21 protein-coding genes and 1 tRNA gene are annotated in these 25,663 nt (G+C 48.7%); 14 read left to right on the top strand and 8 right to left on the bottom strand.

The window, feature by feature from the left end:
* Genes E7745_RS10980 through E7745_RS10970 form a run of 3 tightly spaced genes read left to right on the top strand, consistent with a single transcriptional unit; the run spans nucleotide 1 to nucleotide 7,675 of the window.
* Complete coding sequence (locus tag E7745_RS10980) at nucleotides 1-3,054, top strand: efflux RND transporter permease subunit (RefSeq protein WP_123398788.1); 3,054 nt, start codon at nucleotides 1-3, stop codon at nucleotides 3,052-3,054.
* The gene (locus tag E7745_RS10975) at nucleotides 3,041-4,510 is read left to right on the top strand and encodes a TolC family protein (protein ID WP_136408824.1); all 1,470 of its coding nucleotides are present in this window, start codon (nucleotides 3,041-3,043) and stop codon (nucleotides 4,508-4,510) included. Before E7745_RS10980 ends, E7745_RS10975 begins: the two co-directional genes overlap by 14 nt.
* A gap of 3 nt (nucleotides 4,511-4,513) precedes the next feature.
* Nucleotides 4,514-7,675 carry an efflux RND transporter permease subunit gene (locus tag E7745_RS10970; protein WP_136408823.1) on the top strand — a complete coding sequence of 1,054 codons (3,162 nt, stop codon included), beginning with the start codon at nucleotides 4,514-4,516 and terminating at the stop codon, nucleotides 7,673-7,675.
* A 185-nt stretch (nucleotides 7,676-7,860) separates the two neighbouring features.
* On the opposite strand, the gene E7745_RS10965 is transcribed toward E7745_RS10970, so the two are convergent.
* Both E7745_RS10965 and E7745_RS10960 read right to left on the bottom strand, forming a co-directional pair.
* Nucleotides 7,861-8,142 (bottom strand): transposase family protein, encoded by a 282-nt coding sequence (locus tag E7745_RS10965; protein WP_107031768.1) that lies wholly within the window; start codon nucleotides 8,140-8,142, stop codon nucleotides 7,861-7,863.
* Nucleotides 8,143-8,319: 177 nt separating this feature from the next.
* Nucleotides 8,320-9,555, bottom strand: coding sequence for an IS4 family transposase (locus tag E7745_RS10960; RefSeq protein WP_136408822.1), 1,236 nt, complete (start codon nucleotides 9,553-9,555; stop codon nucleotides 8,320-8,322).
* Between the two features lie 30 nt (nucleotides 9,556-9,585).
* Here E7745_RS10960 and E7745_RS10955 point away from each other — a divergent pair, with 30 nt between their 5' ends.
* Both E7745_RS10955 and E7745_RS10950 read left to right on the top strand, forming a co-directional pair.
* Nucleotides 9,586-9,957 (top strand): transposase family protein, encoded by a 372-nt coding sequence (locus E7745_RS10955; protein ID WP_107037111.1) that lies wholly within the window; start codon nucleotides 9,586-9,588, stop codon nucleotides 9,955-9,957.
* Nucleotides 9,932-10,897: a transposase gene (locus E7745_RS10950; protein ID WP_237613087.1), complete on the top strand. Its 966-nt coding sequence runs from the start codon at nucleotides 9,932-9,934 to the stop codon at nucleotides 10,895-10,897. Before E7745_RS10955 ends, E7745_RS10950 begins: the two co-directional genes overlap by 26 nt.
* 636 nt (nucleotides 10,898-11,533) lie before the next feature.
* On the opposite strand, the gene E7745_RS10945 is transcribed toward E7745_RS10950, so the two are convergent.
* Entirely contained in the window at nucleotides 11,534-12,253 is a 720-nt protein-coding gene (locus tag E7745_RS10945; RefSeq protein WP_124076398.1) for a hypothetical protein, read from the bottom strand.
* A 414-nt stretch (nucleotides 12,254-12,667) separates the two neighbouring features.
* Here E7745_RS10945 and E7745_RS10940 point away from each other — a divergent pair, with 414 nt between their 5' ends.
* Nucleotides 12,668-13,216, top strand: a complete 549-nt coding sequence (locus E7745_RS10940; protein WP_124076396.1) for a T9SS type A sorting domain-containing protein — start codon at nucleotides 12,668-12,670, stop codon at nucleotides 13,214-13,216.
* A 130-nt stretch (nucleotides 13,217-13,346) separates the two neighbouring features.
* Here the strand turns inward: E7745_RS10940 and E7745_RS10935 are convergent, their stop codons facing one another.
* Nucleotides 13,347-14,456, bottom strand: a complete 1,110-nt coding sequence (locus E7745_RS10935) for an alcohol dehydrogenase (RefSeq protein WP_124076395.1) — start codon at nucleotides 14,454-14,456, stop codon at nucleotides 13,347-13,349.
* Nucleotides 14,457-14,633: 177 nt separating this feature from the next.
* A complete protein-coding gene (locus tag E7745_RS10930) occupies nucleotides 14,634-16,139 on the bottom strand; it encodes a catalase (protein ID WP_123398797.1) in 1,506 nt (501 codons plus the stop codon).
* 219 nt (nucleotides 16,140-16,358) lie between these two features.
* Between E7745_RS10930 and E7745_RS10925 the strand changes: the two genes are divergently transcribed.
* The 3 genes from E7745_RS10925 (at nucleotide 16,359) to E7745_RS10915 (ending at nucleotide 18,863) form a co-directional block, all read left to right on the top strand.
* Entirely contained in the window at nucleotides 16,359-17,429 is a 1,071-nt protein-coding gene (locus E7745_RS10925) for an alpha/beta hydrolase (RefSeq protein WP_369699874.1), read from the top strand.
* Between the two features lie 122 nt (nucleotides 17,430-17,551).
* Nucleotides 17,552-17,923 (top strand): transposase family protein, encoded by a 372-nt coding sequence (locus E7745_RS10920; RefSeq protein ID WP_107037111.1) that lies wholly within the window; start codon nucleotides 17,552-17,554, stop codon nucleotides 17,921-17,923.
* Nucleotides 17,898-18,863 (top strand): transposase, encoded by a 966-nt coding sequence (locus tag E7745_RS10915; protein ID WP_237613087.1) that lies wholly within the window; start codon nucleotides 17,898-17,900, stop codon nucleotides 18,861-18,863. Before E7745_RS10920 ends, E7745_RS10915 begins: the two co-directional genes overlap by 26 nt.
* A 170-nt stretch (nucleotides 18,864-19,033) precedes the next feature.
* On the opposite strand, the gene E7745_RS10910 is transcribed toward E7745_RS10915, so the two are convergent.
* Nucleotides 19,034-19,104 (bottom strand) — tRNA-Cys (locus tag E7745_RS10910).
* 425 nt (nucleotides 19,105-19,529) lie between these two features.
* Between E7745_RS10910 and E7745_RS10905 the strand changes: the two genes are divergently transcribed.
* From E7745_RS10905 to E7745_RS10895, 3 genes are all read left to right on the top strand, one after another.
* A complete protein-coding gene (locus E7745_RS10905) occupies nucleotides 19,530-20,153 on the top strand; it encodes a hypothetical protein (protein ID WP_123398867.1) in 624 nt (207 codons plus the stop codon).
* Complete coding sequence (locus tag E7745_RS10900) at nucleotides 20,150-20,431, top strand: transcriptional regulator (RefSeq protein WP_123398868.1); 282 nt, start codon at nucleotides 20,150-20,152, stop codon at nucleotides 20,429-20,431. Before E7745_RS10905 ends, E7745_RS10900 begins: the two co-directional genes overlap by 4 nt.
* Before the next feature lie 212 nt (nucleotides 20,432-20,643).
* Nucleotides 20,644-22,035 (top strand): C1 family peptidase, encoded by a 1,392-nt coding sequence (locus E7745_RS10895; RefSeq protein WP_123398869.1) that lies wholly within the window; start codon nucleotides 20,644-20,646, stop codon nucleotides 22,033-22,035.
* Nucleotides 22,036-22,173: 138 nt separating this feature from the next.
* Here the strand turns inward: E7745_RS10895 and E7745_RS10890 are convergent, their stop codons facing one another.
* Entirely contained in the window at nucleotides 22,174-23,124 is a 951-nt protein-coding gene (locus E7745_RS10890) for a YitT family protein (RefSeq protein WP_107031363.1), read from the bottom strand.
* Nucleotides 23,125-23,248: 124 nt separating this feature from the next.
* Here E7745_RS10890 and E7745_RS10885 point away from each other — a divergent pair, with 124 nt between their 5' ends.
* Nucleotides 23,249-23,827 (top strand): superoxide dismutase, encoded by a 579-nt coding sequence (locus tag E7745_RS10885; RefSeq protein WP_107031496.1) that lies wholly within the window; start codon nucleotides 23,249-23,251, stop codon nucleotides 23,825-23,827.
* A gap of 169 nt (nucleotides 23,828-23,996) precedes the next feature.
* Here E7745_RS10885 and E7745_RS10880 read toward each other — a convergent pair whose 3' ends face one another.
* Nucleotides 23,997-25,271, bottom strand: coding sequence for a histidine-type phosphatase (locus E7745_RS10880; protein WP_123398870.1), 1,275 nt, complete (start codon nucleotides 25,269-25,271; stop codon nucleotides 23,997-23,999).
* Between the two features lie 91 nt (nucleotides 25,272-25,362).
* On the opposite strand from E7745_RS10880, the gene E7745_RS10875 reads away from it, so the two are divergent.
* On the top strand, nucleotides 25,363-25,635 hold the full coding sequence (locus E7745_RS10875; protein WP_123398871.1) for a tetratricopeptide repeat protein: 273 nt from the start codon (nucleotides 25,363-25,365) through the stop codon (nucleotides 25,633-25,635).
* Nucleotides 25,636-25,663 lie beyond the last annotated feature (28 nt).

Raw genomic sequence — 25,663 nt, 5'->3', positions numbered from 1 at the left:
ATGGTCCGTTATCTCCTGAATCATCGCATAGCTGTCATCATGGCGTTTCTTGCTATGGTGATACTCGGAAGTGTGACATACACAACGCTTCCCGTCTCGCTGTTGCCTGACATAGATATCCCTCACATTACCGTGCAGGTCACGGGTGACAATGTCTCGGCGCGCGAACTCGAAAATACCGTTGTCACACCCTTGCGCCGTCAGCTCATGCAGGTCGGCGGACTTGGCGAAATCAAGAGCGAGACCCGCGACGGTTCGGCGATAATCTCGCTGACAATGGACTATGGTGTCAACACCGACCTCGCCTTTATAGAAGTCAATGAAAAGATTGACGCGGCAATGAACTCCTTGCCCAAGACCGTTACACGACCAAAGGCTGTCAAAGCGAGCGCTACCGACATACCGGTCTTGTATCTGCAAATGACCCTGCGAGACGAAAACGGCAGAATGTCATTTCTTGACATGTCAGGAATTGCCGAAAACATTGTCAGACGCCGTCTTGAACAGCAGCCGGAGATTGCAATGGTAGACATAACGGGTGTGCCTGGAAAAGTTCTGCGGGTCACCCCTGATTTAGACCGTATGACACAAGCCGGTGTGACCGTCGAAGATCTTGAATCCGCTCTCACCGCCAACAATGTCGAGCCCGGTTCAATGACCGTACGCGACGGGTACTATGAATACAACATAACCGTCACCAATCTCCTGCGCTCGGTTGAGGATGTGGAGCGGATCAAGCTCCTTAAGGGCGGGAAGATTATGGAATTGGGCGATTTTGCAGAAGTCAGTCTGACCAACCGTGTGCCTTCCGGCTATTCACTGCATAACAGCAAACGGGCTGTGACTCTTGCCATAATCAAGCACGGTGAGGAGAGCATGGATGCAATGAACAAGGCTCTCGACTCGACCATAAAATATTTCTCAGACCGCTATCCCGAAATAGAGTTCTCCAAAACCCGAAGCCAGACCGAGCTGCTTGACTTCACCATCTCCAATCTTGAGCAGAACCTCATATTGGGCCTTTTGCTCGTGTTTGTGGTGTGTCTCATCTTCATGCGCAGTGCGCGATCGTCATTCATCATCGGATTGAGTATAATAGTCGGAGTAATTCTTACATTCCTGCTCTTCTATCTCTTTAACGTGTCAATCAATATCATCTCTATGGCCGGACTGATTCTTGCCGTCGGCATGATGATCGACAACTCCGTCATAGTCACTGAAAACATCACCCAGTTCCGTCATCGCGGCAACGGGCTTATGGATGCCTGCGTCAAAGGCACCGACGAGATGATAACGCCCATGCTGTCATCATCGCTTACAACTGTAGCCGTGTTTGTCCCGCTGATATTCATGAGCGGTATCGCCGGAGCGATATTCTCTGACCAGGCATTCTCGATCACAGCCGGTCTTGCGGCAAGTTATATTGTCGGGATCACATTGCTCCCGGTGCTGTATTATCTTTTTGAAAATAAGAAATCGGGGATAAAAGAGGGAAAATCAGCAGATTCAAATCAGAATCAGTCACCAGCCTCCCATCAGTCTTTTATCAGTCTTTATGACCGCGGGATGGATTTCTGTTTCCGGCATAAATGGACGTTCATCGCCTCGACTTTGCTCACAGTCCCGCTATGCGTCGTAATGTTCATGCTTATGCGTCAGGAGCGCATGCCTGAGATAGACAGCAACGAGACAATCGTCCGCATCGACTGGAACGAGAATATCAATCTTGACACAAACCGCAGCCGGGTCGAGGCTCTCTCGGATTCAGCATCAGTCGAAAGTTCAGCCTATATCGGCATGCAGGATTACATGCTGTCATCCGACTTCGACCTTTCAACATCTGAAGCCGAGCTTTATTTCAAAACCTCCGGACCTGAAGATATATCACCGCTTCAAAATCGTATTGCCGACCGTATCAGAGACAAATATCCGTCTGCGACAGTTTCATTCCATAAAACTGGCAATATCTTTGAAAAAATCTTTTCGTCAGACGAGGCTGACATCGAAGCGAGAATCAGCAACCGGAATAAAGATGCCGGCGAGATTGACAGTCTTGCATCACTGTGCGGACGCATAGGGGAGGCAACTGGTGAGAGCCTGTCACCGGTTCCGTTGCGCCGGCAGATTGACATATCGGTCGACCGTACGCTTCTCGCTATCTACAATGTCGACTACTCCGAGGTGCAGCGGGCGTTGTGCACCGCATTCAAGGGCAACACAGTGTCGACACTCCGCTCCTATCAGGAATATACTCCGATAGAAATATCAGGGCGTGAACAGAGTGTCGGCGAGATACTTGGCAACGCTTTCGTCAGATCGCGTGCCGATAAAAATGGTGTCCGTACTGAGATTCCACTTCGCTCGCTCGTGACGGTCGGTCACAGCCGCGATCTCAAGACCATTACGGCCGGCGTGGCCGGCGAATATGTGCCTATAGGTCTTGAAGTCCCCGGTCGTGAAGCGAAAGTCATCGAGACCATACGCGAGACAGTAGCTGCTGACGGCTCTCATGAAGTTGAGTTTGCCGGCGGTTTTTTCAGTAATGCCCGCATGATGAGAGAACTGACGGTGATACTCCTTGTGTCAGTCATGCTAATGTATTTCATTCTCTGTGCACAGTTCGAGAGTTTCCTCCAGCCACTCATAGTGTTGCTTGAAATTCCGGTCGACACATTTTTCGCACTGCTTGCCCTCATGATTTTCGGACAGACACTCAATCTCATGTCGGCCATAGGTATAATTGTGACGTGTGGTATCGTAGTCAACGATTCAATCCTCAAACTCGATGCCATCAACGAACTGCGCAAGGGAGGCATGCCTCTGACAGAGGCAATACATACAGCGGGCCGACGCCGTCTGCGCGCCATAATCATGACCTCCTTGACCACCGTCTTCGCCATGCTCCCCGTGCTTTTTACGTCCGATATGGGCTCTGAACTTCAGCGCCCGCTCGCCATAGCTATGATCGGTTCGATGGTGGTCGGCACTCTTGTCAGCATCTTCGTTATTCCGTTGTTTTACTGGCTAATCTATCGCAAACATGAAAATAAGTAAGATATTCCTGCCTATAATCGCATTGCTTCTGCCTGTCACGGCTTCGGCAATGACATTAACGCTTGAAAAGACAATCGAGCTCGCCAACGATTCCTCTCTCATGGCGTTCAGATACCGCAATATGTATCAGGCTGGCTATTGGCAATATGTCAGCTACAAGGCCAACAGGCTTCCGAGTCTGTCGCTCACGGCTACACCGGCAAGATATTACCGCTACATGACCCAGCGCTATGACTCGGAGCAGAATATCGACATATTCCGTCAGCAGCAGATGTTCAGTGCTTCGGCCGGACTGGAGGTGACTCAGAACGTTGACCTCCTTGGGGGCTCATTATATCTTGAGACCGACCTCGAATACATGCGCAACTTCGGGCAGAACAAATATACTCAGTATTCGTCTGTGCCCGTGCGTATAGGTTACCGTCAGGACCTGCTCGGATTTAATGCTTTCAAGTGGGAGCGCAAAATAGAACCTCTGCGCTATGAGAAAGCAAAAAAGGAACTGATCTACAACATGGAATCTGTCAGCGAGCAGGCTGTTTCCTATTTTTTCGCCCTCGCACTTGCTCAGGCTGAATATCGTCTTGCCGAAGAGAATGTGGCCTCATGCGACACACTCTACGTTATCGGCGAGCGGCGTTTTAAAATCGCGGCCATCTCCCGTGCCGACCTGCTCACTCTCGAACTCGACAAGGTTAATGCCCGCAATACTCTTGAAAACTGCCGTATAGCGCTCAAAAGGGCATCGTTTTCGCTCGCTTCGTTCCTCGGCATGGATAAGAATACCGAAATAGAACTTAAGATGCCTGGCCGTCCGCTTACCACAGCAATTCCGTTGGATCTGGCTCTTGCAATGGCCAAAAAGAATAACCCTACGTTGCTTGGCCACTGCCAGACCATACTTGAGGGTGAGAGGGAGTTTAACAGGGCCAAGGTTGAGTCTCGGTTTAACGTCTCAGTCAACGCCTCGGTTGGTTTCAACCAGGTGGCTGATGATTTTTCAGGCGCCTACCGCTCGCCGCTTCGCCAGGATCTTGTGTCAGTGTCCATCTCAGTGCCGCTTATTGACTGGGGGGTGAGAAAGGGAAAGGTCAACATGGCCCGCAACAATCTGAATGTGTCGCGTATCGCCGCCCGTCAGGATGAACTCAGTGTGGAGGAAGACCTTATCATGACCGTCTCCGACTATGAAGTGCGTCAGCGTCTGATCGCATCGGCATCTGAAGCCCTCGATCTTGCCGAGACCGCATACACCCAGACCCGGCAACGGTTCATAATAGGCAAGGCGGATATAAACAGTATAACCCTCTCGCTCAACCGCCGGCAGGAAGCAGCCAAAAATTATATAGCCGCCCTCCAGAACTATTGGTTAAGCCATTACAAAATCCGGCGTCTGACGCTACACGACTTTGAACTTGACATGCCGCTCTCAGAGAAATTTGAGCTGAAAAACTGACAGATGGCCTCACGATCGTTTTCCATAATAGTCATTTTTATCGTCCTGTCGCTGGTGGGATGCGCGCTTGTGCCGTTCCTTCCGGTCAAACTCGCTCCTTCGCGCAATCTGCCGTCACTCACAGTCAGTTTCTCGATGCAGGGCAGTTCGGCCAGAACCATCGAGGCCGAGGTCACTTCACGCATCGAATCAGTGCTCGCGCGTGTCAGTGGAGTGAAAGGCATCAGCTCAAAATCATCCAACGGGGGCGGCCGCGTGTCAATCGACCTTGACAAGCATGCCGACATCGATATGGTGCGTTTTGAGGTCTCGACACTCGTCAGGCAGATATGGAGCGAACTGCCCGAGGGTGTCAGCTACCCATCCATATCGGCCCGCGCGGTTGAGAAGGAGAGCTCCAGGCCATTCATGGTCTACCGTCTCAACGCTCCGGCCAATCCGTCAGAAATCCAGACTTATGGAGAAGAAAATCTCAAACCGCTCCTTGCCCGTATCCCCGGAGTATATAAGGTAGAACTCAACGGTGCGCAGCCTATGGAGTGGCAGCTGCATTACGATATAGACAGGCTGTCATCGCTCGGCCTTACGCCGTCCGATCTGCGTCAGGCCATACGCGAGCATTATACCAGCGAATTTCTTGGCATGGCACCTGTCATAGCCGATGACGGTGACAAATCTGAATACATCCGCCTATCGCTGCATACCGATGGCACGGCCGGCTCATTTATCCCATCGGAAATTTCCGTCAGACTGAACAGCGGCTTATCGGTCACTCTTGATAAACTTGTGAGTGTCATCCACACCGAGGCGGCACCTAAAAGTCATTTCCGCATCAACGGGCTTAACTCCATCTATGTAAATATTACATCCGAGGAGGATGCCAATCAGCTTACGCTGGCTGAAGAAATCAGGACAGCCGTCAGCCGATTTGAGACTGTAATGCCTGAGGGCTATATGATTGACCTGTCATATGACGCAACCGAAAGCATTCGCGGCGAGCTCGATAAGATATATTTCCGCACAGGACTCACAGTGCTGATACTCCTGCTGTTCGTTGGCCTTGTCACTCTCAATTTTCGCTATGTGCTGATGATAACCATAGGCCTGACAATCAATCTTGCCGTGGCGGCAGTGTTCTATTATTTCGCCCACATCGAAATCCAGCTCTATACACTCGCAGGAATCACAATTTCACTCAATCTCGTCATCGACAATCTCATTGTAATGGCCGATCACTACACGCGCCGGCGTAACCTGCGGGCTTTCACCGCCATTCTTGCCGCTACAATTACCACAATCGGCGCATTGTCGGTGGTCTATTTCATGGACGAGAAAACACGCCTAAGTCTGGAGGATTTTGTCACAGTGGTCATCATCAATCTCTCCGTCTCGCTCGCGGTGGCACTGCTGCTTGTGCCAGCACTTGTGGAGAGGCTTGGCCTGCAAAGGGTGAATGGCAAGAACGTAAAATTCCGCAGTCTGCGCCATCGGGTCTCTCTGAGCCTTTCACGTCTTTATGCCAGCATAGTTCGGTTTATGCTGCGGTTCAGGGTCGCCATGATTGTTATTGTGATACTCTCTTTCGGATTGCCGGTGTTCATGCTCCCGGATAAAATCGAAGGTGAGGGATACTGGACAGAGAAATATAATTCCATATTCGGAAGCCCGACATATCGGGAGAAAATCAGACCGGTGACCGACATTGCACTCGGTGGCACTCTGCGACTGTTTGTCGAAAAAGTCTACAACGGTTCCTATTGGGACCGCGACAATAGTGAGCCGGTTCTGCATATCAACGCCACTCTGCCCAACGGAGCTACACTCCGGCAGATGGACGCACTTGTAAGGCAGATGGAGGCCTATTTGTGCGGGTTTAAGGAAATACGCCAGTTTCAGACTTCCGTGTCAAGTGCCCGTCGTGCATCCATTTCGGTGATGTTCAATGAGGGGCATCAGCATGACGGATTCCCTTACAAACTGAAGGGCGAGGTCATATCCAAGGCTCTTACACTCGGTGGCGGTTCATGGAGCGTATATGGTCTTGAAGACCAAGGGTTCAGCAACGATGTCAGAGAGACGGCCGGAAGCTACCGCGTGAAGATGACAGGCTACAATTATGACGAACTCTCTGACTGGGCCTACCGTATGCGTGACACACTGCTGACCCACCGTCGCATCAAGGAAGTGGCGGTAGCATCCGAGTTCTCTAACTGGAAGGATGACTATACGGAGTTTCACCTGGTTTTTGACAGGGACCGCATGGCTAAATACGGCATCACAGCCACACAGCTATTCTCGGCAATCAAGCCGACATTCGGTCGGGAGATCAACTGCGGGCAGATTGTTGTAGACCGCACATCGCAGCGTATAAATCTCTATTCCATCCAGTCGGATGCCTACGATATTTTCACCCTCATGCGTCAGCCTTTTACCGTCAGAGGGCGCACATTCAAACTGTCAGATATAGGCTCGATAGAAAAACGTCAGGCCCCGCAGGACATTGTCAAGAAAAACCAGGAATATGTGATGTGTCTTCAATATGAATATATAGGTTCCAACATGCAGGGCGATAAAGTGCTCGACCGCGACCTTGAGACAATCAATGCCCTCATGCCGGTGGGATATAAAGCCGAAAGAGAGCAGCGCCAGTGGAAAGCCAAAGATGAAAGCGGGAATTACTTGCTGCTGTTGCTCGTCATGGGCATAATATTCTTCACAACCTCGATACTGTTTAATTCACTGCGACAGCCATTTGCCATCATTTTCATCATACCGGTGTCATTCATCGGAGTTTTCGCCTCGTTCTATCTGTTCAAACTTAACTTTGATCAGGGAGGCTTCGCGTCCTTCATACTGCTTGCAGGCATCACCGTTAACGCTGCGATATATATTCTCAATGAATACAATTCATTGCAAGCCGGATATCCGCAAATGGCACCATTGAAAACCTATCTGCGTGCTTTCCGCGTCAAGATAGTTCCCATACTGCTGACTGTCATGTCGACCATCCTCGGATTCATACCTTTTATAATCGGCGAGAGTAAAGAATCTTTCTGGTTTCCGCTTGCCATAGGTACAATGGGAGGCCTGGCAGTCTCAATACTTGCTATTTTGTTAATACTTCCGATCCTGGTAATCCGGAGAGATATGCGCCCACGGAATTAATAAATATCGGGGAACGGGATATAAGAGGTCGTTTAAAACCAATAGTTAAAAACTGAGTGGTTTATCTTTTAGATAAATTGTTGCAAATGAGGAAGGAGTCATATCCACCTCAAAACTTTCGCTCAGATTTTAACTATTGTTTTTAAACGGCCTCTAAATATATGGCAAATGCTTATATATGACAATCATTGCTCATTCTTTCCAGCAAACTGTCTCCAGTCAAGCCACTTGCGCTTCCGCACATGCAGGTATGTGGCACGCCCCCTTATGGGATAATCCTGTATGGTTCGGTAATCACCAAAACCGTAGCAGATTATGTTTTTATTGTACTTGTCTTCGCTAAGTTGTTCATTCTTTTCATCAAGCCAAATGTCGAAACGGCTCTCGCTTTTTTCAAAGCGGTCAATGTCGAAGTTGTCTATCAGGACTTCGGGGAGGATGGATCTGAGTAGTTGGTCTGGTTTCATTTTGCCAAGCTAACACTATGCTCCGACATCCCCTTCCGCCCACCGGAAAAATCCGCTGACCCGGAATCACTTTCAAACCCGTTAGAAAAATATTACTGTCCGCTAAACCATAAAAAGGCGAGTCCAACTTCCTGAACGGCAGAAGTTGGACTTACTTTTTGTATTTGACAAGCCCCCTCAGCAGTTTTCAGGAACTTCGGGAGGCGATTCCGATGCTTCGGCGAGCATGATTTTCAGGTCTGCATCGGGCTGATTGAGGAACTTTTCGAGATTCAGGTAATACATCAGCACAATTCTGACGATTGTAGCAAGCCCTGAGAAGCTCCAACGTCTTTCGAGTTTGCTTTGAAGTACTGACAGCAGCAGATTTGCGATGAGTGTAACCCATATCTGGATTTTGATGGCGTTGGCGCTCTCGCCATAGAAGTATCTCAAGGGGAAGTTCTGTTTGATCTGCTTGAAAAGAGACTCTATCTGCCATCGGCGGCGGTATATCGCCACGATTGTCTCTGGCGGCATGTCGAAGTCGTTGGTCAGAAGCGATATGAGTTTTGGCTTCCCGTTCTTCTTGATGTCAACGTATGTAATTATTCTGGCGATGTGGTTTATGCCGTCTTTACGGAACACCACGACCTGTTCACGGTATTCCATCAGTCCCTGCGGGTTCTGATGCATACAGTCTACAAGTACCTCATAACTGAGGTTTTTCTTCATTTTGGTGACATATACAACGCCACGGTCCGTCAGTTCCTCGAATTTGGCATAATTGATATAGGCGCGGTCAAGAGCGACTATCTCGTTGTGGCTGTAATGGCTCGGAGCAAGCATGAAAGAGTCATTGGTGGCCGCCGAAGTGAACTGCACATCGCAGGGAACCCCCTCGTTGGCGTGTATGACAGAGTGTACCTTTATGCCGCCTTTCTTCTTTCCCGTCTTGGGGTGTCGACCAACGCCCTTGAAAATAGCGTTGGAGAACAATGTGATTGTAGTGGAATCGATAATCCTAAGCTGCTTTATCCACTCTTCCGTGCCGTTGCGTCTGCTGTCCGATGAAAGAATGTCTTTGTTGGCTGCATACAGGTCGCGATAGACATCCTCAAAGAACTTCTCTGACCGTCGGGCATTTGCATCCGACAGGGTGCTGCGCTTTGGTACAGTATCAATTCCGACATGGTGCAGTTTGCGAACCTCCGCTGTCATAGATGTCTCTATCTCACGCAATGAGTCGAAGCGCTGGATCACGGCATAGAGCATCGTAAGCAGATGCGTATAGCCGTCAAAGCTCTTTACATACTTCTCTCCGCCGTGTTTTCGGCTGAATTCAACAATTTTTTCACGATTGAGTGATTTTATCAGCTGTCCATATATCGGCTGTCCGAAGAAATTACGGGTCAAGCCGAAAGCACGGTGCATGAATTTTGAGAAAAGTGTTAAATTTGTGGCATGAAAACCGCAGATGCAATATGGATGTGCCTGCCCGAGGGCATGGACGAACTATTTGAAATGGTGCGCTTCGAGCGCACGGAACAGTCCTATGACATATGGCTTGACGAAAAGAAGAAACTGTCTGATGAAGACTATCGTAATCCAAATATCGTAGCGCGAGGCTATACGGATTATGTAACAATACAGGACTATCCGATGCGTGGACGGCCTGTATTTCTTCACATGCGCAAGAACAAGTGGTGGGACAGGCAGACCAACGAAATCTTCAGCTACAATCTCGAACTTCCCAACGAGGAAGGAACACGACTCAGCGCCGAGTTCGTGGCTTTTTTAAAAGACGAAGGTGGAGACGACAGCCCTGTCGATTAAACAGATAGCGCAGATGTACTGCGTCAACGGCAAACATTTTGCCGACTTGTACCGCAATAAGATAAGCGGTTACGCCGACTGGTGCGAACAGGAGCTTGGCTGTGGGTTCTATTTCAACGCCGATAATATCGGCCCTTACATGAGTCTTGATGAGACGTGTCTGAGCAACGGGGAGGTATGGACGTTCCTGACCAACAAGGACGGCCACGGAGGCAAGGGAACACTTGCGGCAGCCATTCCCGGAACAAAGAGTGACGAAATTATATCCATACTCATCGGAGCTATGGAGAAATCAATCAGACGCAGGGTCAAGGAAGTGACCTGCGATCTCTCGCCATCAATGATGCTCATAGCCGCAGAAGTGTTCTATAACGCCCATGTAGTCAACGACCGTTTTCATGTCCAACAGGTCTATAATGAGGCCGTTGACGAAATCCGCATTGACATTCGCCGACAGCTCATCGCAGAGGAAAACAACCGCAACAAGTCCGAACCGCCGGTAACGTACTCCAACGGAGAGACCATGCGCCAGATACTGGCCCGCAGCAAACACACTCTGATGATGTCGCAGAACAAATGGACTGACATACAGCGCCATCGTGTCAACATACTGTTCAAATACTATCCAATGTTGAAGGCTGCATACAGCCTTGCGATGGAGCTGCGCAAGATTTTCAACGCTAAAATCTCACCGACAAAAGCCATGGGGAGGATGAACAAGTGGTATGAAAAGGTAATGGCATTGGGTAACAACAACTTCCGCTCGGTAATCAAAACATTCAAGAACCACGCCCCAACAATCCTGAACTATTTCCGTCGTCGTGCGACCAATGCCTCTGCCGAGGCATTCAACTCTAAAGTCAAAATATTTCGCTCACAAATGCGTGGTGTCCGGGACCGCGACTTCTTCATCTTCCGATTAGTCAAACTCTACGCCTAAAAATTTAACACTTCTAATTGCCCAATTTAACATATGCACCGTGCTTTCGGCTTGAGCCGAAATTACTACTTTTACTCATGGTTATTCATGGATTGTTTGGCGACACCAAAATAACCATTTAGGGCTGACTCCTGCAATAGGTGTCAGCCCTAATTTTTCAATCGCTCAAAAAAAGTTTAGCGGACAGTAATATTAGAAAAATTCTGTAAGGCCGTTTCATCTGGGCGTATCCGCATAGAAAAACAGCCGGCTTCGCTCGGATTGTGAGCGAAGCCGACCTTATAAGAACCACGCCGGAGGAAGATGATGAAACTCCGAATGACAGGATTTGAGTGCTCGCCGACCTTTGTAATCCTCCGGGCAATTACGCCTCCCCGAAAGGGGATGAGGCCCGCCATCGGGCGACTAAGCTTGTCTCGGTATTTCAAGAATAATTGATGAGTTTCCCAATCGTGCTCCGGCGCGGGATTTTTTAGCTCTCTTCAATTTTACAACACAAAGTTATACTATTTCGTTTGATTTTCCAAATGGAATTTTCATAAATCCGCTAAATTTTTCCATCCATAAAATTTTGCAAGGATATGAATCCGATGGCTCTCAATGACATATAAGTCACCCGCTGATAATGTCGGTCCGTTACCATATTTTATTGTTTTTTTTCAACTCAGAGTAAAGCGGATCACTGTTTCCATGCCGGAGGCGGCTGCCATAAATGATGATATGGCGTGACGGTCTGTGCTGGAGTGCTTGTTTGTCATCAGAATATGTCAGCGCTGTGATATAGGCATCGGTATTCCATCCGTCCGGATTGATCCATGAATTCATGTGCATAATCCGTCCGTCGGCAAGCTGGTTGATATAGACATCTGTAATTTTACCGTGTGACTTGATTCTGACTCCGATCCAACCGTCACCCTTGCGGCGTTCGATCTCTGGCTGGCTCTCAGGATCAAGGATGAGTGCGGTCCCCCCTTTCACCCGGTCATGGCGTTTGGGCAGATGGAATGAATAGTATGGCTGATCGCCTTTATTGTCCTCTCCGGGAGCATTGTGGATTTCCCATGTCATATTGGAGGGATAATCATGGATGAAATCTGACGGAGCCAGAGTTTCGGGGTAGAGCTGGCGGAGCACTACATGAGCTTTCCCGTTTCTGATGTCAAGATCAACCCCTTTTTTGACAGTTGTGCCGATAGGATGCCACAGCCACTGATAGGAGCCTTCTTCATGGCTCGCAAGATCGTCAATGACAAGTATGATATCGTCAATCCACAAAAAACTTCGCAGATAGCGGTTAAAACGGTCGGAATTTGGCCCTGTAGTTTCTGACGACAATATCATTACTCCGTATTTCATAACCAGCCAGAATTCAAATGCCGGCCGATATGCTACCAATAATCAGGCTACTGATACCGAGGCTTATTATTGGCGCTATCTCCCAAGTCTCGCCAATGAGAATGTAAGAAGGTGTTTCATAACAAGAGTTAAAATCTGAGTGGTGTATCTTTTAGATAAATTGTTGGAAGGGAGGAAGAAGCATAGCGAGCTATGCGACTGACGAGCTTCAACAATTTAGCAAAAGAGACACCAAGGCTCAGGTAACTCAAAATTTTTCACAAATGGAATACTATATTTACAAAAAGACAATACAATCGCCTCCGAAAGCTTTGAGCGTCTATGGCTCTTCATCTCAGTCACATAGCTCGCTATGCTCCTTCAATTCAGAGCCATATCCATCTCAAATCTTTCGCTCGAATTTTAACTATTGCTATGAAACACCCTCTAAGCCCTACAGCCACTCCTGACTGGAGTGAAGAATTTGAACTCCCATCCTCGTTTGCAAACAACAAATCGTTCAAGTATAACGATCAGGATGCGTGGGGCTTCTCTTATCTTGGCATCAGACTCAACCACTCTGCAGATAATGCCGGCGCGGCTCAGGGTGTCCTTGGCAATGATGCGACTGCCACATTCAATTATATAGGTGTTACATCCATTTCAAAACTCGGTTATGATTCTGCCGGGGAGTTTAGGGCTGCTACAAGTGCTGCAATCGGGAAAAAAGTAAAGGCATATATAGAAAGCGAACTTGAAGACACAACTACAGGTATAGAATCAATTGTCTCTGACAACGGAGTCAGAATCCACACTTCCGGCCGGATGATTTTTGCTGACGGCGTGAGCCGGATCAAGGTCTACAATATGGCCGGGATGAAAGTTGCCGATGCTGCTGATTGTGTTCGCGTAGCTCCGGGTCTTTATATAGTAAAGGCATATGGTGAAACGCAGACTGTAGTCCGCAAAGTTGCGGTCAGATAATCAGCCGGCTTGTTAAATAATAATTAAGGTAAATAAGATTGCAGGCAATATTTCGTTCGTCGGTGCGTGGCAGATTTCAAATGCCGCGCACCGTAATTTTTTAGGAAGCTGCTCTGATAGATGTGATAGCTTAGTCTCCGCAACTGTCAAGACCGAGTTGCTCAAGTTCGTCAATGTCATCAGGCTCGACCGTACATCCGTCGGAGTCAGGATAAACGGCTATTTTGATGACGTTTTCGCGGCGTTGTTCGAATAACGAATAGGCCTCGCGTATTCTGCTCAGCGGATAGCGGTGAGTGATGAGTGGTGTAGTGTCGATTTTACCTTCGGCGATCAGACGGAGAATTTTGTCGCATTTACAGCCGTCTACGCCTCCGGTCTTGAACGTGAGATTTTTGCCATACATATCGGGGAGAGGCAATATCTGAGGCTTGTCATATAGAGCCACTATGGTCACAATGGCGTTGGGGCGCGCTGCCCTCCAGGCCATTTCAAAAGATGTATCCGTTCCGGCCACTTCGATCACCCGGTCTGCTCCTCTTGATTCGGTCAGCCTGCTGACATCCTCAAGACATCGGGCCGGATCAGTGACAAACACCTCCGGATGATGTTTCCTGACAAAATCACGACGCGCGTCATCTGTCTCGCATACAATTATATGGCGTGGGTTATAGAGGCTGACGCATTGCAGGGTGCAGAGGCCTGTCGGGCCGGCACCGATTATGAGCACTGTATCGTTTTCTGAAATCTCTGAAATTCCGGCCGCCCAATAGCCTGTGGCAAGGATGTCACCGGTGAAGAGGGCCTGCTCGTCGGAAACGCCTGCGGGTATTGGTGTGAGACAATTGTCGGCAAACGGGACTCTGACATATTCAGTCTGTCCGCCATCGATCCTGCATCCCAGAGCCCAGCCTCCATTTGGATCCTCGCAGTTGTTGACCCAGCCTCTACGGCAGAAGAAACACTCCCCGCAGAAGGTCTCTACATTGACCGCAACCCGGTCGCCCGGTCTGACAGAACTTACTTCCGGTCCGACCGACTCCACTATGCCTACCATCTCATGGCCTACGGTTATGCCGGGCTTTGCCTGGGGTACGGATCCATGCAGGATATGCAGATCCGATGAACAGATGCTTGACAGTGTCACTTTCACTATCGCATCTTTCGGATCAGTGATCTGAGGCATCTGTTTCTCGGTAAGTTCGAATCTCCCTTTTGAAATATATGTGAGCGCTTTCATTTTTCGGTTTTGACTGAATTGTTTTCTGCTGTTTCCAGTTGTCGGCTGACAGATGTGACAGCAACCGCAAAGTTAAAAATAAAAATTGAAACCGGGCCATGAATCATCGGCAAGGCCTCTGTCTCATGCCCCGGATTCAGAATTTATGGATGTATGCGGATTAGAGTAGAATCTCTCCTATTTATTGGTCTTCCGCTTGTCCCACAACGGATGGGCAGGATCTTCGGCTGTGAGTGCCTCGGCTAGGTCTATGCCGAGTGCTTCGGCAAGCATCCTGCCATATTCAGGATCGGCATTATGACACGCGCGTGTGTGGCGCTGCTTTATGAATAGCGGCACTCCTTCCATCTGCGCCGCGGTGTTCTGGCAGGTGGCAAGCTTGTCGGTGTCTGACATCAGCCGCCATAGTTTGCCGGGCTGAGTGTAATAGTCATCGTCATATTCCCGTTCGTCATAATCATAGGCTTCCCCCTGGAGTTCCAGCGGCGGTTCTTTAATTCCCGGATTGTCATGCCATTCCCCGAAGCTGTTGGGTTCGTATGTGATAGTCGATCCATAGTTGCCGTCGGTGCGCATCTGTCCGTCGCGATGATAGGCGTGAGCCGGACACTTCGGCTGATTGACCGGAATGAGATTGTTGTTGACTCCGAGGCGGTAGCGTTGAGCATCGCCATACGAGAAAAGGCGTCCCTGAAGCATTTTGTCAGGCGAAAAACCTATGCCATCAACTATATTGGCGGGATTGAAGGCCGCCTGCTCGATCTCGGCGAAAAAGTTTTCAGGGTTGCGGTTCAGTTCAAGAATTCCAACGTCGTGCAGTGGGAAGTCTTTGTGATACCACACTTTGGTCAAATCAAACGGGTTGATGTGGTACTTTTTTGCCTCCTCTTCCGTCATCAGTTGTATCTGGAGTTTCCAGCGGGGGAATTCGCCGCGCTCAATGGCCTCGAACAGATCTCTCTGATTCGACTCGCGGTCTTTGGCAATGATGGCCTCAGCCTCCTGGTCGGTCAGATTTTTTATGCCCTGAAGGGTGCGGAAGTGGAATTTTACCCATATGCGCTTGTTGTCCTTGTTGATGAAACTATAGGTGTGGCTCCCGAATCCGTGCATGTGGCGGAATGAGGCCGGAATGCCGCGTGGCGACATTGTTATTGTGACCTGATGAAGGGCTTCCGGCAGGAGAGTCCAGAAGTCCCAGTTAGCCGTCGGATTGCGCATCCCGTTACGCGGGTCACGCTTGATGGCATGATTCAGATCAGGGAATTTGAGAGGATCGCGCAGGAAAAATACCGGGGTGTTGTTGCCGACGAGATCCCAGTTGCCTTCATCAGTGTAGAATTTCATGGCGAAGCCACGGATATCGCGCTCTGCATCAGCGGCTCCGCGTTCTCCGGCTACAGTGGAAAATCTTACAAGGCAAGGTGTCTGTTTGCCTATTTCTGAAAAAATAGACGCGCGGGTGAATTCTGTAATGTCGTTGGTGACGGTGAAAGTGCCGAAGGCGCCTGAACCTTTGGCATGCATACGCCTTTCCGGTATGACCTCTCGGTCAAAATGGGCTATTTTTTCAAGATACCAGGGATTTTGAGCTGTGACGGGGCCTCGCAGACCTGCGGTCTGGACATTCTGGTTGTCGGCGATCGGGCGCCCGTTTTCAGCGGTGAGTCTTTTCTTGTCCATACAATCACAATGAGGGGTTAAAGGTCAGTAAAAGGGGTTCTTAAACATTTGCTTAAACGATCGGGCGTCCCAAATGGTTTGCTGGCTCAGGACATAAAGAAATGGAAAAATCGTGAAAAGTGGTAATTATTACCGCATTTCGGGGTTTTGCAAAGACTGCCTGACGTGCTAATTTTGCACTTGACAAACAGATTGTTAAACCAACAGCACATGAAGAAAATGAAAAAAGCAGTTTATCTCATCTTATTCAGTGTACTGACAGCAAATTCTCAAGTTATGGAAAATCCGAACACAATCATGTCTCTTGCTCCGGTGGAGCAACTGGCGCTCACACAAGAGTGGGACAAGGTATTTCCGAAAAGCGATAAAGTGGATCACCGGAAGGTTACATTTGTCAACCGCTATGGCATCACGCTTGCAGCTGACATGTACACTCCGAAAGATGCTGCCAGAAAGCTTCCTGCAATAGCCGTTAGCGGCCCGTTTGGAGCTGTCAAGGAACAGTCGAGCGGACTATATGCCCAGCAGCTTGCAGAGCGAGGATTCATCACAATTGCTTTCGATCCGTCATTTACCGGAGAAAGCGGCGGCCGCCCGCGGCGTGTGGCTTCGCCTGACATAAATACCGAAGATTTCTCAGCGGCGGTTGACTTCCTGTCGGTGCAGCCGGATGTCGATTCTTCACGGATCGGAGTTCTCGGCATCTGCGGATGGGGCGGTATAGCCATCCAGACGGCCATCAACGATCCGCGTATCAAGGCCACGGTCGCATCGACAATGTATGACATGACCCGCGTTGCAGCCAACGGATATTTCGATACCGACAATTCGGCTGAGAAACGTAACGCAGCCCGCGCATCACTTGCGGCACAGCGCACAGAGGACTATCGCAACGGTTCCTATAAGCGTGCCGGTGGGGTGGTGGACCCTCTGCCCACAGATGCTCCGCAGTTTGTGAAAGACTATCATGCATATTACAAGACACCGCGTGGCTATCATCCGCGTTCCGGAAATTCAACCGATGGATGGAATGTGACATCCATACTGCCGCTGATGAACTTCAGATTTTTTGAATATGCCGGCGAACTGGAGAATGCCGTGATGATTCTGCATGGAGAGAAAGCTCATTCGCGCTATTTCGGAGAAGATACATTCAAACTGCTCTGCGGCGATAACAAGGAGTTGCTTATAGTGGATGGAGCCAGTCATTGTGACCTCTATGACAATCTTGATAAGATTCCGATGGATCGCATAGCGCAATTCTTCAGCAAGCGGATGCCTGCTGAATAACGTGTGTGAATATGGCGTTCTTCTAAAATCAGGAAACGCCCCTCATAATCGAGTAGGAGGTAAACACGGGTCAAGCCGAAAGCACGGTGCATGAATTTTGAGAAAAGTGTTAAATTTGTGGCATGAAAACCGCAGATGCAATATGGATGTGCCTGCCCGAGGGCATGGACGAACTATTTGAAATGGTGCGCTTCGAGCGCACGGAACAGTCCTATGACATATGGCTTGACGAAAAGAAGAAACTGTCTGATGAAGACTATCGTAATCCAAATATCGTAGCGCGAGGCTATACGGATTATGTAACAATACAGGACTATCCGATGCGTGGACGGCCTGTATTTCTTCACATGCGCAAGAACAAGTGGTGGGACAGGCAGACCAACGAAATCTTCAGCTACAATCTCGAACTTCCCAACGAGGAAGGAACACGACTCAGCGCCGAGTTCGTGGCTTTTTTAAAAGACGAAGGTGGAGACGACAGCCCTGTCGATTAAACAGATAGCGCAGATGTACTGCGTCAACGGCAAACATTTTGCCGACTTGTACCGCAATAAGATAAGCGGTTACGCCGACTGGTGCGAACAGGAGCTTGGCTGTGGGTTCTATTTCAACGCCGATAATATCGGCCCTTACATGAGTCTTGATGAGACGTGTCTGAGCAACGGGGAGGTATGGACGTTCCTGACCAACAAGGACGGCCACGGAGGCAAGGGAACACTTGCGGCAGCCATTCCCGGAACAAAGAGTGACGAAATTATATCCATACTCATCGGAGCTATGGAGAAATCAATCAGACGCAGGGTCAAGGAAGTGACCTGCGATCTCTCGCCATCAATGATGCTCATAGCCGCAGAAGTGTTCTATAACGCCCATGTAGTCAACGACCGTTTTCATGTCCAACAGGTCTATAATGAGGCCGTTGACGAAATCCGCATTGACATTCGCCGACAGCTCATCGCAGAGGAAAACAACCGCAACAAGTCCGAACCGCCGGTAACGTACTCCAACGGAGAGACCATGCGCCAGATACTGGCCCGCAGCAAACACACTCTGATGATGTCGCAGAACAAATGGACTGACATACAGCGCCATCGTGTCAACATACTGTTCAAATACTATCCAATGTTGAAGGCTGCATACAGCCTTGCGATGGAGCTGCGCAAGATTTTCAACGCTAAAATCTCACCGACAAAAGCCATGGGGAGGATGAACAAGTGGTATGAAAAGGTAATGGCATTGGGTAACAACAACTTCCGCTCGGTAATCAAAACATTCAAGAACCACGCCCCAACAATCCTGAACTATTTCCGTCGTCGTGCGACCAATGCCTCTGCCGAGGCATTCAACTCTAAAGTCAAAATATTTCGCTCACAAATGCGTGGTGTCCGGGACCGCGACTTCTTCATCTTCCGATTAGTCAAACTCTACGCCTAAAAATTTAACACTTCTAATTGCCCAATTTAACATATGCACCGTGCTTTCGGCTTGAGCCACTATACTCTTGACATCTCCCTTCCGCCCACCGGAAAAATCCGCTGCGCCGAAATCCCTGACTCATAATATGGACTATAAATGAAAAACCCGACTTGAAGTCGGGTTTTGAGAGGTTCCTAGCAGATTCGAACTGCTGTAAACGGTTTTGCAGACCGGCGCCTAACCACTCGGCCAAGGAACCATTGTGTGGTGGATTACGGGTGCAAAGGTAGTACTTTATTCCGATCCCTCCAAATTTTTCAGAAGGTTTTTTAATGGATACGTTAAATTTTAGTCACATTTTAATATTGATCGAACCTTGGCCTGATAGCGTTTGATGGTGAAACAAGGTGTATATTGGTTGTGTGTGAATGGTGAAGAGTTTGGCAACCGGAATGTTTTCGAATGGATTTGGCAGGGAGGTGTCTATTGATGGCGGATCATCATCATTTTGTCCTGCACTTGCTCCGCCGTCTCAGATTAAAAAAATGTATTTAAAATTTGGTTTATACTATAAACCTTATTAGCTTTGCATCCGAATAGAGAGCGGAATCGCGCGACCGCTCTTTTTTCAAAAGAAAATGGTTTATAAAATAAACCTAAAGTTAACTCTCAAAAACCTGTAAAATGGAAGATAAAAAACTAACTGAAAAAGAGAGCCTCGAAGTGATTACTTCGATGATTGCTCGCACCAAAGTCCGCTACCTCGGCAGCGGTAACATCCTGCTTATGTGGGGATACCTTGCGGTATTTACTTCAATATTGGTATGGATACTGCTCGCAGCCACACAGCAAAATGTATGGAACTGGCTGTGGTTTGCCATTCCCGTAATCGGTATGCCGTTAACTTCTATAATGGCGCGTCGTGAAAAACGAACTGATGGTGCAGTGACTTATTCCGACAAAATCACCTCTCATCTATGGTCGATATTCGGAGTATCCGAAATCGTCTTAACCTTTATTTGCCTCGGATTCTCACTCATTGGCGGTATCAAATGCTGGACTGCAATGCCTGTCTATACATTTATTGCCGCTCCCTTTGCTGAGATTGCACAAGGCCTTATCGTTAAAGAGAAATCCCTTACATGGGGCGGAATTGTCGGCTTGGCTATCGGAATGGTTTTGGTATGTTGTGCGACCGGTAAGATTCCTCTTTTAGCCAACTGGTTCATGCCCCTCTTCATTCTCTTTTGGGTTGTAATGATGATTGTTCCCGGTCATATAATTAATCATAAAGCGAAAAAGGGATGAAAGAGCTGAATCCGCTTCTACATTCGCAACTCCGGCTTGCCATAATGTCCATTCTGATGAATGTGGAAGAAGCAGATTTCGTGTATCTCAAAGAGAAAACCGAATCAACTGCCGGAAACCTCAGTGTGCAGCTCGACAAGCTATCATCGGCAGGCTATATTTCCGTAGAGAAAGGCATGGCCGGCAAACGCCCCCGCACCATCTGCTCGATAACTTCAGCCGGGCGAAATGCCTTTGAGGAATATGTCGATGCGCTGAAATCTTACCTTAATTTGTAGACAGACGGAATTTCCTAGATATATGATCAATATAGATCAATGTCTGTGTGCCAATGTCAGTTCAGGCGTGCCTCTTATGCGGAGCGCGCCTTAACTGCTTTTGTATTATCCTGAAATTTTAAACATGCCGGCGTGGAATTCTCGCAAAATTCTTTTAATTTTGTTGTGAATAAAATTAGCCATAAATTTAATAACCAAAACAGATAGTGACCATGAAGAAATCAGCGCTGTTCATCGGTCTGTCCGTTTCGTGGCTCGCAGCAGTCGCGCAAGGGCAGGGCGGAATTTCTCAGAGTGACATTGATGGCTTCCGGGCTGCCTATGCGGCAACCCCAGGCACAAAAGCCATTCACAATGCTCTTGCCAACAATGCCATCAATGCATTGGCCCTCAACCATGAGAATCTCAACAATCTTGACACCCACTTTTCTCACCGGGTTCCAAGCAAGGGTATCACCAACCAGCGTTCGTCGGGCCGATGCTGGCTGTTCACCGGACTGAATGTACTCCGTGCCCAGGCAATGACCGAACACAAACTGCCAAAACTGGAACTCTCGCAGAGCTACAACTTTTTCTGGGATCAGCTTGAAAAGTCAAATCTCTTCCTGCAGGGAGTGATCGATACAGCCTCGAAACCATTTGAAGACCGCACGGTTGACTGGCTTTTTGCCAATCCGCTGAGTGATGGAGGCCAGTACACAGGCATAGCCGACAATCTGATGAAATATGGGGTAGTGCCTATTGAGGTGATGGGCGAAACTGCGAGCAGCAAGTCTACAAGCACCATGCGCAACCTGCTTCAGTTACGTCTGCGCGAAGACGGGCTGGAATTGCGCCGCCTTGCATCGGAAGGCAAAAACTCCGACCAGTTGCTATCGCGTAAAAAAGAAATGCTCACTCAGATTTACCGCATCCTTGCACTCAATCTTGGCGAGCCGCCGGTGGAATTCACCTGGACGCGCCGTGATTCAGACGGAATGGCAGTTGATACCAAGACCTATACTCCGCAGTCGTTCTACAAAACCTATTTCGGCAACGATCTCAAAAATGACTATGTGATGCTGATGAACGATCCCACCCGCGAGTACTACAAACTCTATGAAATAGAGTATGACCGCCACGGTTATGACGGCTACAACTGGACCTATGTCAATCTACCCATCGAAGACATAAAGCAAATGGCGATAGCTTCCATCAAAGATGGCAAGGCAATGTATTTTTCATGCGATGTAGGCAAATTCATCAATAAGGATCTTGGTCTGCTTGATGAAAATAACTATGACTACGGTTCGCTTTTCGACACAAAGTTCGGAATGAATAAAGCCGACCGCATCCGAACCCATTCATCAGCATCGTCTCATGCAATGACTCTTGTGGCTGTTGATCTCGACCAGAAGGATAAGCCGAAGAAATGGATGGTTGAAAACAGCTGGGGCAGCGGAGCCAATGACGGCCACCTCATAATGACCGACAAGTGGTTTGATGAATACATGTTCCGTCTGGTTGTCGACAAAAAGTATCTGACCCCGAAAGCATCCAAGGTTCTGACTCAGCAGCCCACACTCCTCCCACCGTGGGATCCGATGTTTGCTCCTGAAGAATAATCCGGCCCGCTTATTAAAATATTGAAGGAAACGTTCCAACATATAGAATCCGCGACTCAGCTATGATGCAGAGCCGCGGATTTGCTTTTTTTATAGTCTGTAAATTATGGTCCGGAGCAATGCCCGGTCCGTCAGGCTTTACGGCAATGACGACTTCTTCAGCTTCAGCCGGTCGAAGCCGTTGCCATATACACTTCTGACGCTCGAATTTGTAACATAAGCATTCTCGTCAGTCTCTTTGACGATGCGCAGAATCTGGTAGACATCATTCTGCCGGCACCATATGAGCATCAGTTTTCTCGGTTCTCCGGTCCAGTAGCCCGTGCCGTCCCACATGCTCACTCCGCGACCGGTTTCATGCGTGATTCGATAAGCTATTGTCTCCCATTTTTCAGACAGAATGATAAACTGTATTGTCTGCTTTCCCTTGTCGATATACCTGTCAGCCAACCAGGAGTATATATATATGGCCAGCCATCCGTAGATGATGGTCTGTGTGCGTGACTGAATACGGGCCTCCATATCACCGTCGAAAGGCAGGAAAAAGGATAGTGCTACGATCGAGACATCGATTATCATCATTACTCGCCCCATGCTGATGTCGCTCACATGTGACATTATGGCCGCTACAATGTCCGTGCCGCCTGTGGTGCCGTGGTGGCTGAAATATATACCTATGCCGAGCCCAAGCATCACCGCACCCATTATCACGCTCATAGGAGCGCTGCTTACAAGAGGCGGATGAGAGGTGAAATATCCTTCCACCGATCCGATGAGCACTGACAGAAGCGTGGCTCCGAAGATGGTGCGCAACACAAACCCTTTGCCAAGATAGCGGAATCCGCAGAGCAGTAGCAGAATGTTGGTGCCATACATTACCACTGCTACCGGGAGTCTCCCGCCGGTGGCATAGAAAATCAGTGAGCTGAAACCGGCCATTCCGCCGATGACTATGTGGTGGGGGAGTATGAACACGGTGAATCCGACTGCATATATAAGTATGCCGCTTACAATAGCGATGCAGTCGCGGATATTCTGTGACAGGAACGGCTTTGCCTCCGTCCGGTCAGACTTTGCTGGTGTTGACATGGGCTGATGCTGATTTATGCTGCAAAGTTAAGGATTTCTTGAAGATATTTAACAAAATGCCCCGAACTAAGTATCTGTGCAGGCGTTTTTAAGATATAACGAACTTTTAAACGCTATAATCATCATGACTTATACACTTCCTGAATTGCCCTACGCCAATAACGCTTTGGCTCCTTCGATTTCGCGTGAGACAATCGAGTACCACTACGGTAAGCATGAAAGAACATATATCGACAATCTCAACAGACTGATCAAGGACACTCCATATGAAGATATGGAACTTGAAGAGATTATCACCACTGCTTCCGGACCGCTGTTCAACAATGCATCGCAGGCTTGGAATCACATCTTCTACTTTTTTACTTTTTCTCCCGACGGCGCGCATGAGCCTGACGGGCATCTCCGCAAGGCGATAGATGAACAGTTCGGTTCTTTCGATCAGTTCAAAAAGGAGTTTGAAGATGCAGGCGCCTCGATTTTCGGCTCCGGCTGGGTATGGCTCTCTAAAGATAAGGATGGAAAACTCTTTATCACTCAGACTTCCAATGCCGGTAACCCGCTTTGTGAAGGTCTAACTCCTCTTTTGGTCTTCGATGTTTGGGAGCATGCCTACTATCTTGATTATCGCAACCGCCGTCTTGACGCACTCAAAGAGTGGTGGAAGATTGTAGATTGGGACGTAGTCGCAAGCCGTTATCTATAACATGCGCAGAAGGCACATGCACGAACAAAAAAACAACTTTAGTTAAAGTATAAAGAATAAGCACTAAAATAAGCATAATGTGATGAATGGAGAGAGAGGCAGTCGTGAGACCCCCTCTCTTTTTTCATGCTCTTTTTTCATGCTCTTATTTCTGCGCAGATGCAGCCCGTCAAGGCTGCATCTGTATCGGCAGGCATCGCACCAGATAATCCTGTGCGGTGTTCCAGGGAATATATATAATCGAGCGTCCGGGAATAAGAGAGACCGGAGTCTCGTTAAGGTCTACTCGGAGATAATAGTTGCCTGATTCCGCTCGGAAGAGAATCATCTGGAGATTCGAAGCCATCGGCACTACGTAGAAATCACGCCAATGCATGCCTACTGTATCGAAATAGTTTGTCATGTAGTAGCATCCCGGCAGGTGCATCAGTGACAGCAGAGGCATGAGTGTCTCCGCATGTCCGAAGCGTAGCATGACACTGTAAGGATTTGCACCTGAGATAGCATCCTGGCAAGTCTTTATAAGATCAGCCAGGAGCGGAGCCGCCATTGTGGCGGGAACAGTTGACAGCGTAGAGGCTGAATGTGTCAGATAGTGATGCAGGTTTTCGATGCTCCACAGTGCATTGATCTCGCTTTCAGTCACAAACTGCGAGAGATCTGCTCCTATGCCCATAGCGCTGCAGCCGGCTATTACCTTATATACCGCTATTCCGAAATCACGGGCCTCGCCATCGGTCAGCTGATATTTGCTGCCCAGAAGTCGAGGGGCCACAGTGAGGGGTGCATGGCTGTCTACATATTCGTCATAGACTTTATGCCATTCCTCTCCGTCCATGAAGTCTTTGTATTCCGGATCGGTTTCCCAGAAGCGCACCAGCTGATTGTTCTGTCGGCCGGATGCAGTGTATATTTCTATGCGGTTGTTCAGTCGGGTCAGCTGGTGGGTAAATTCATCCATTGACATTACACAGCGAGGAACATATGATGATATCGCATTGATCTTGCGGTCTTTGAAAAGCGTAGGGAATGCCGCAAAAGCGCGCGAGGCTATGGCCCGTTGTTCGGCCATGCCGAGCGAGTCGAGCGCACCCCATCGGCCTCCTGTTCTGGCTACCACCAGATCGCAGAGTCTGAGCAGTTCTTTTCCGGCCGGACTGATGGTGCGTAACGAATCCGCCCTGTGGAGTATTCGCGAGAGTGATGTTGTGTATTTTGACGAAGACAGGAACCGGGCTCCGTGGCGTCCCACATGGTTGATGTAGACCGGAGTGAGCGAATCGGGATAGGCAAGATCTTTCACAGTCCTTGCCGGATAGGGCATGGCCGAGCCTTGGCATTGCTCCATGCTGTAGTGTGTTTCTGTCGGATCTGCCGCTATGGCAGTCTGCGTCGGAGCAATATAACTGATAATTGCAGCCGCGATAAAAAGAAGCTTCTTCATTGCTTATGACGGGACTTTTTGTTAGTTTTGTCGTTGAATTTCAAAGTGTGGAATCATTGTCAATCACAATCCTTCCAAAATTAATCAATTGATGAATAAAGACCAAAAATACAAGACCCTGGTTTCATCCGGGCGTTATGTCGAGGCAATGGCTGTGCTTTACAGTCTGCTCGAAATGAATCCCGCGGATGACCGTGTGCTTTTCGAACGGGGCAAACTCAGGTGGCGCATGGGTGACAGATCCGGAGCGATGGGAGATTATGCCAAGGCTGTGGAATTGAATCCTGACAGCCCTGCGGTTATGGCGCTGGAACAGGCGCGTGACATTGCAGACTTCTTTAATCCGGATCTGTATAATCCGTAAAATTCGTCGGTCTGACCGGTAAGAATGT

Source organism: Duncaniella sp. C9 (genome assembly GCF_004803935.1).
GTDB lineage: Bacteria > Bacteroidota > Bacteroidia > Bacteroidales > Muribaculaceae > Duncaniella > Duncaniella muris.
The sequence above is the reverse complement of the archived record's forward strand: the minus strand, read 5'-3'. Positions and strand labels throughout refer to the sequence as shown.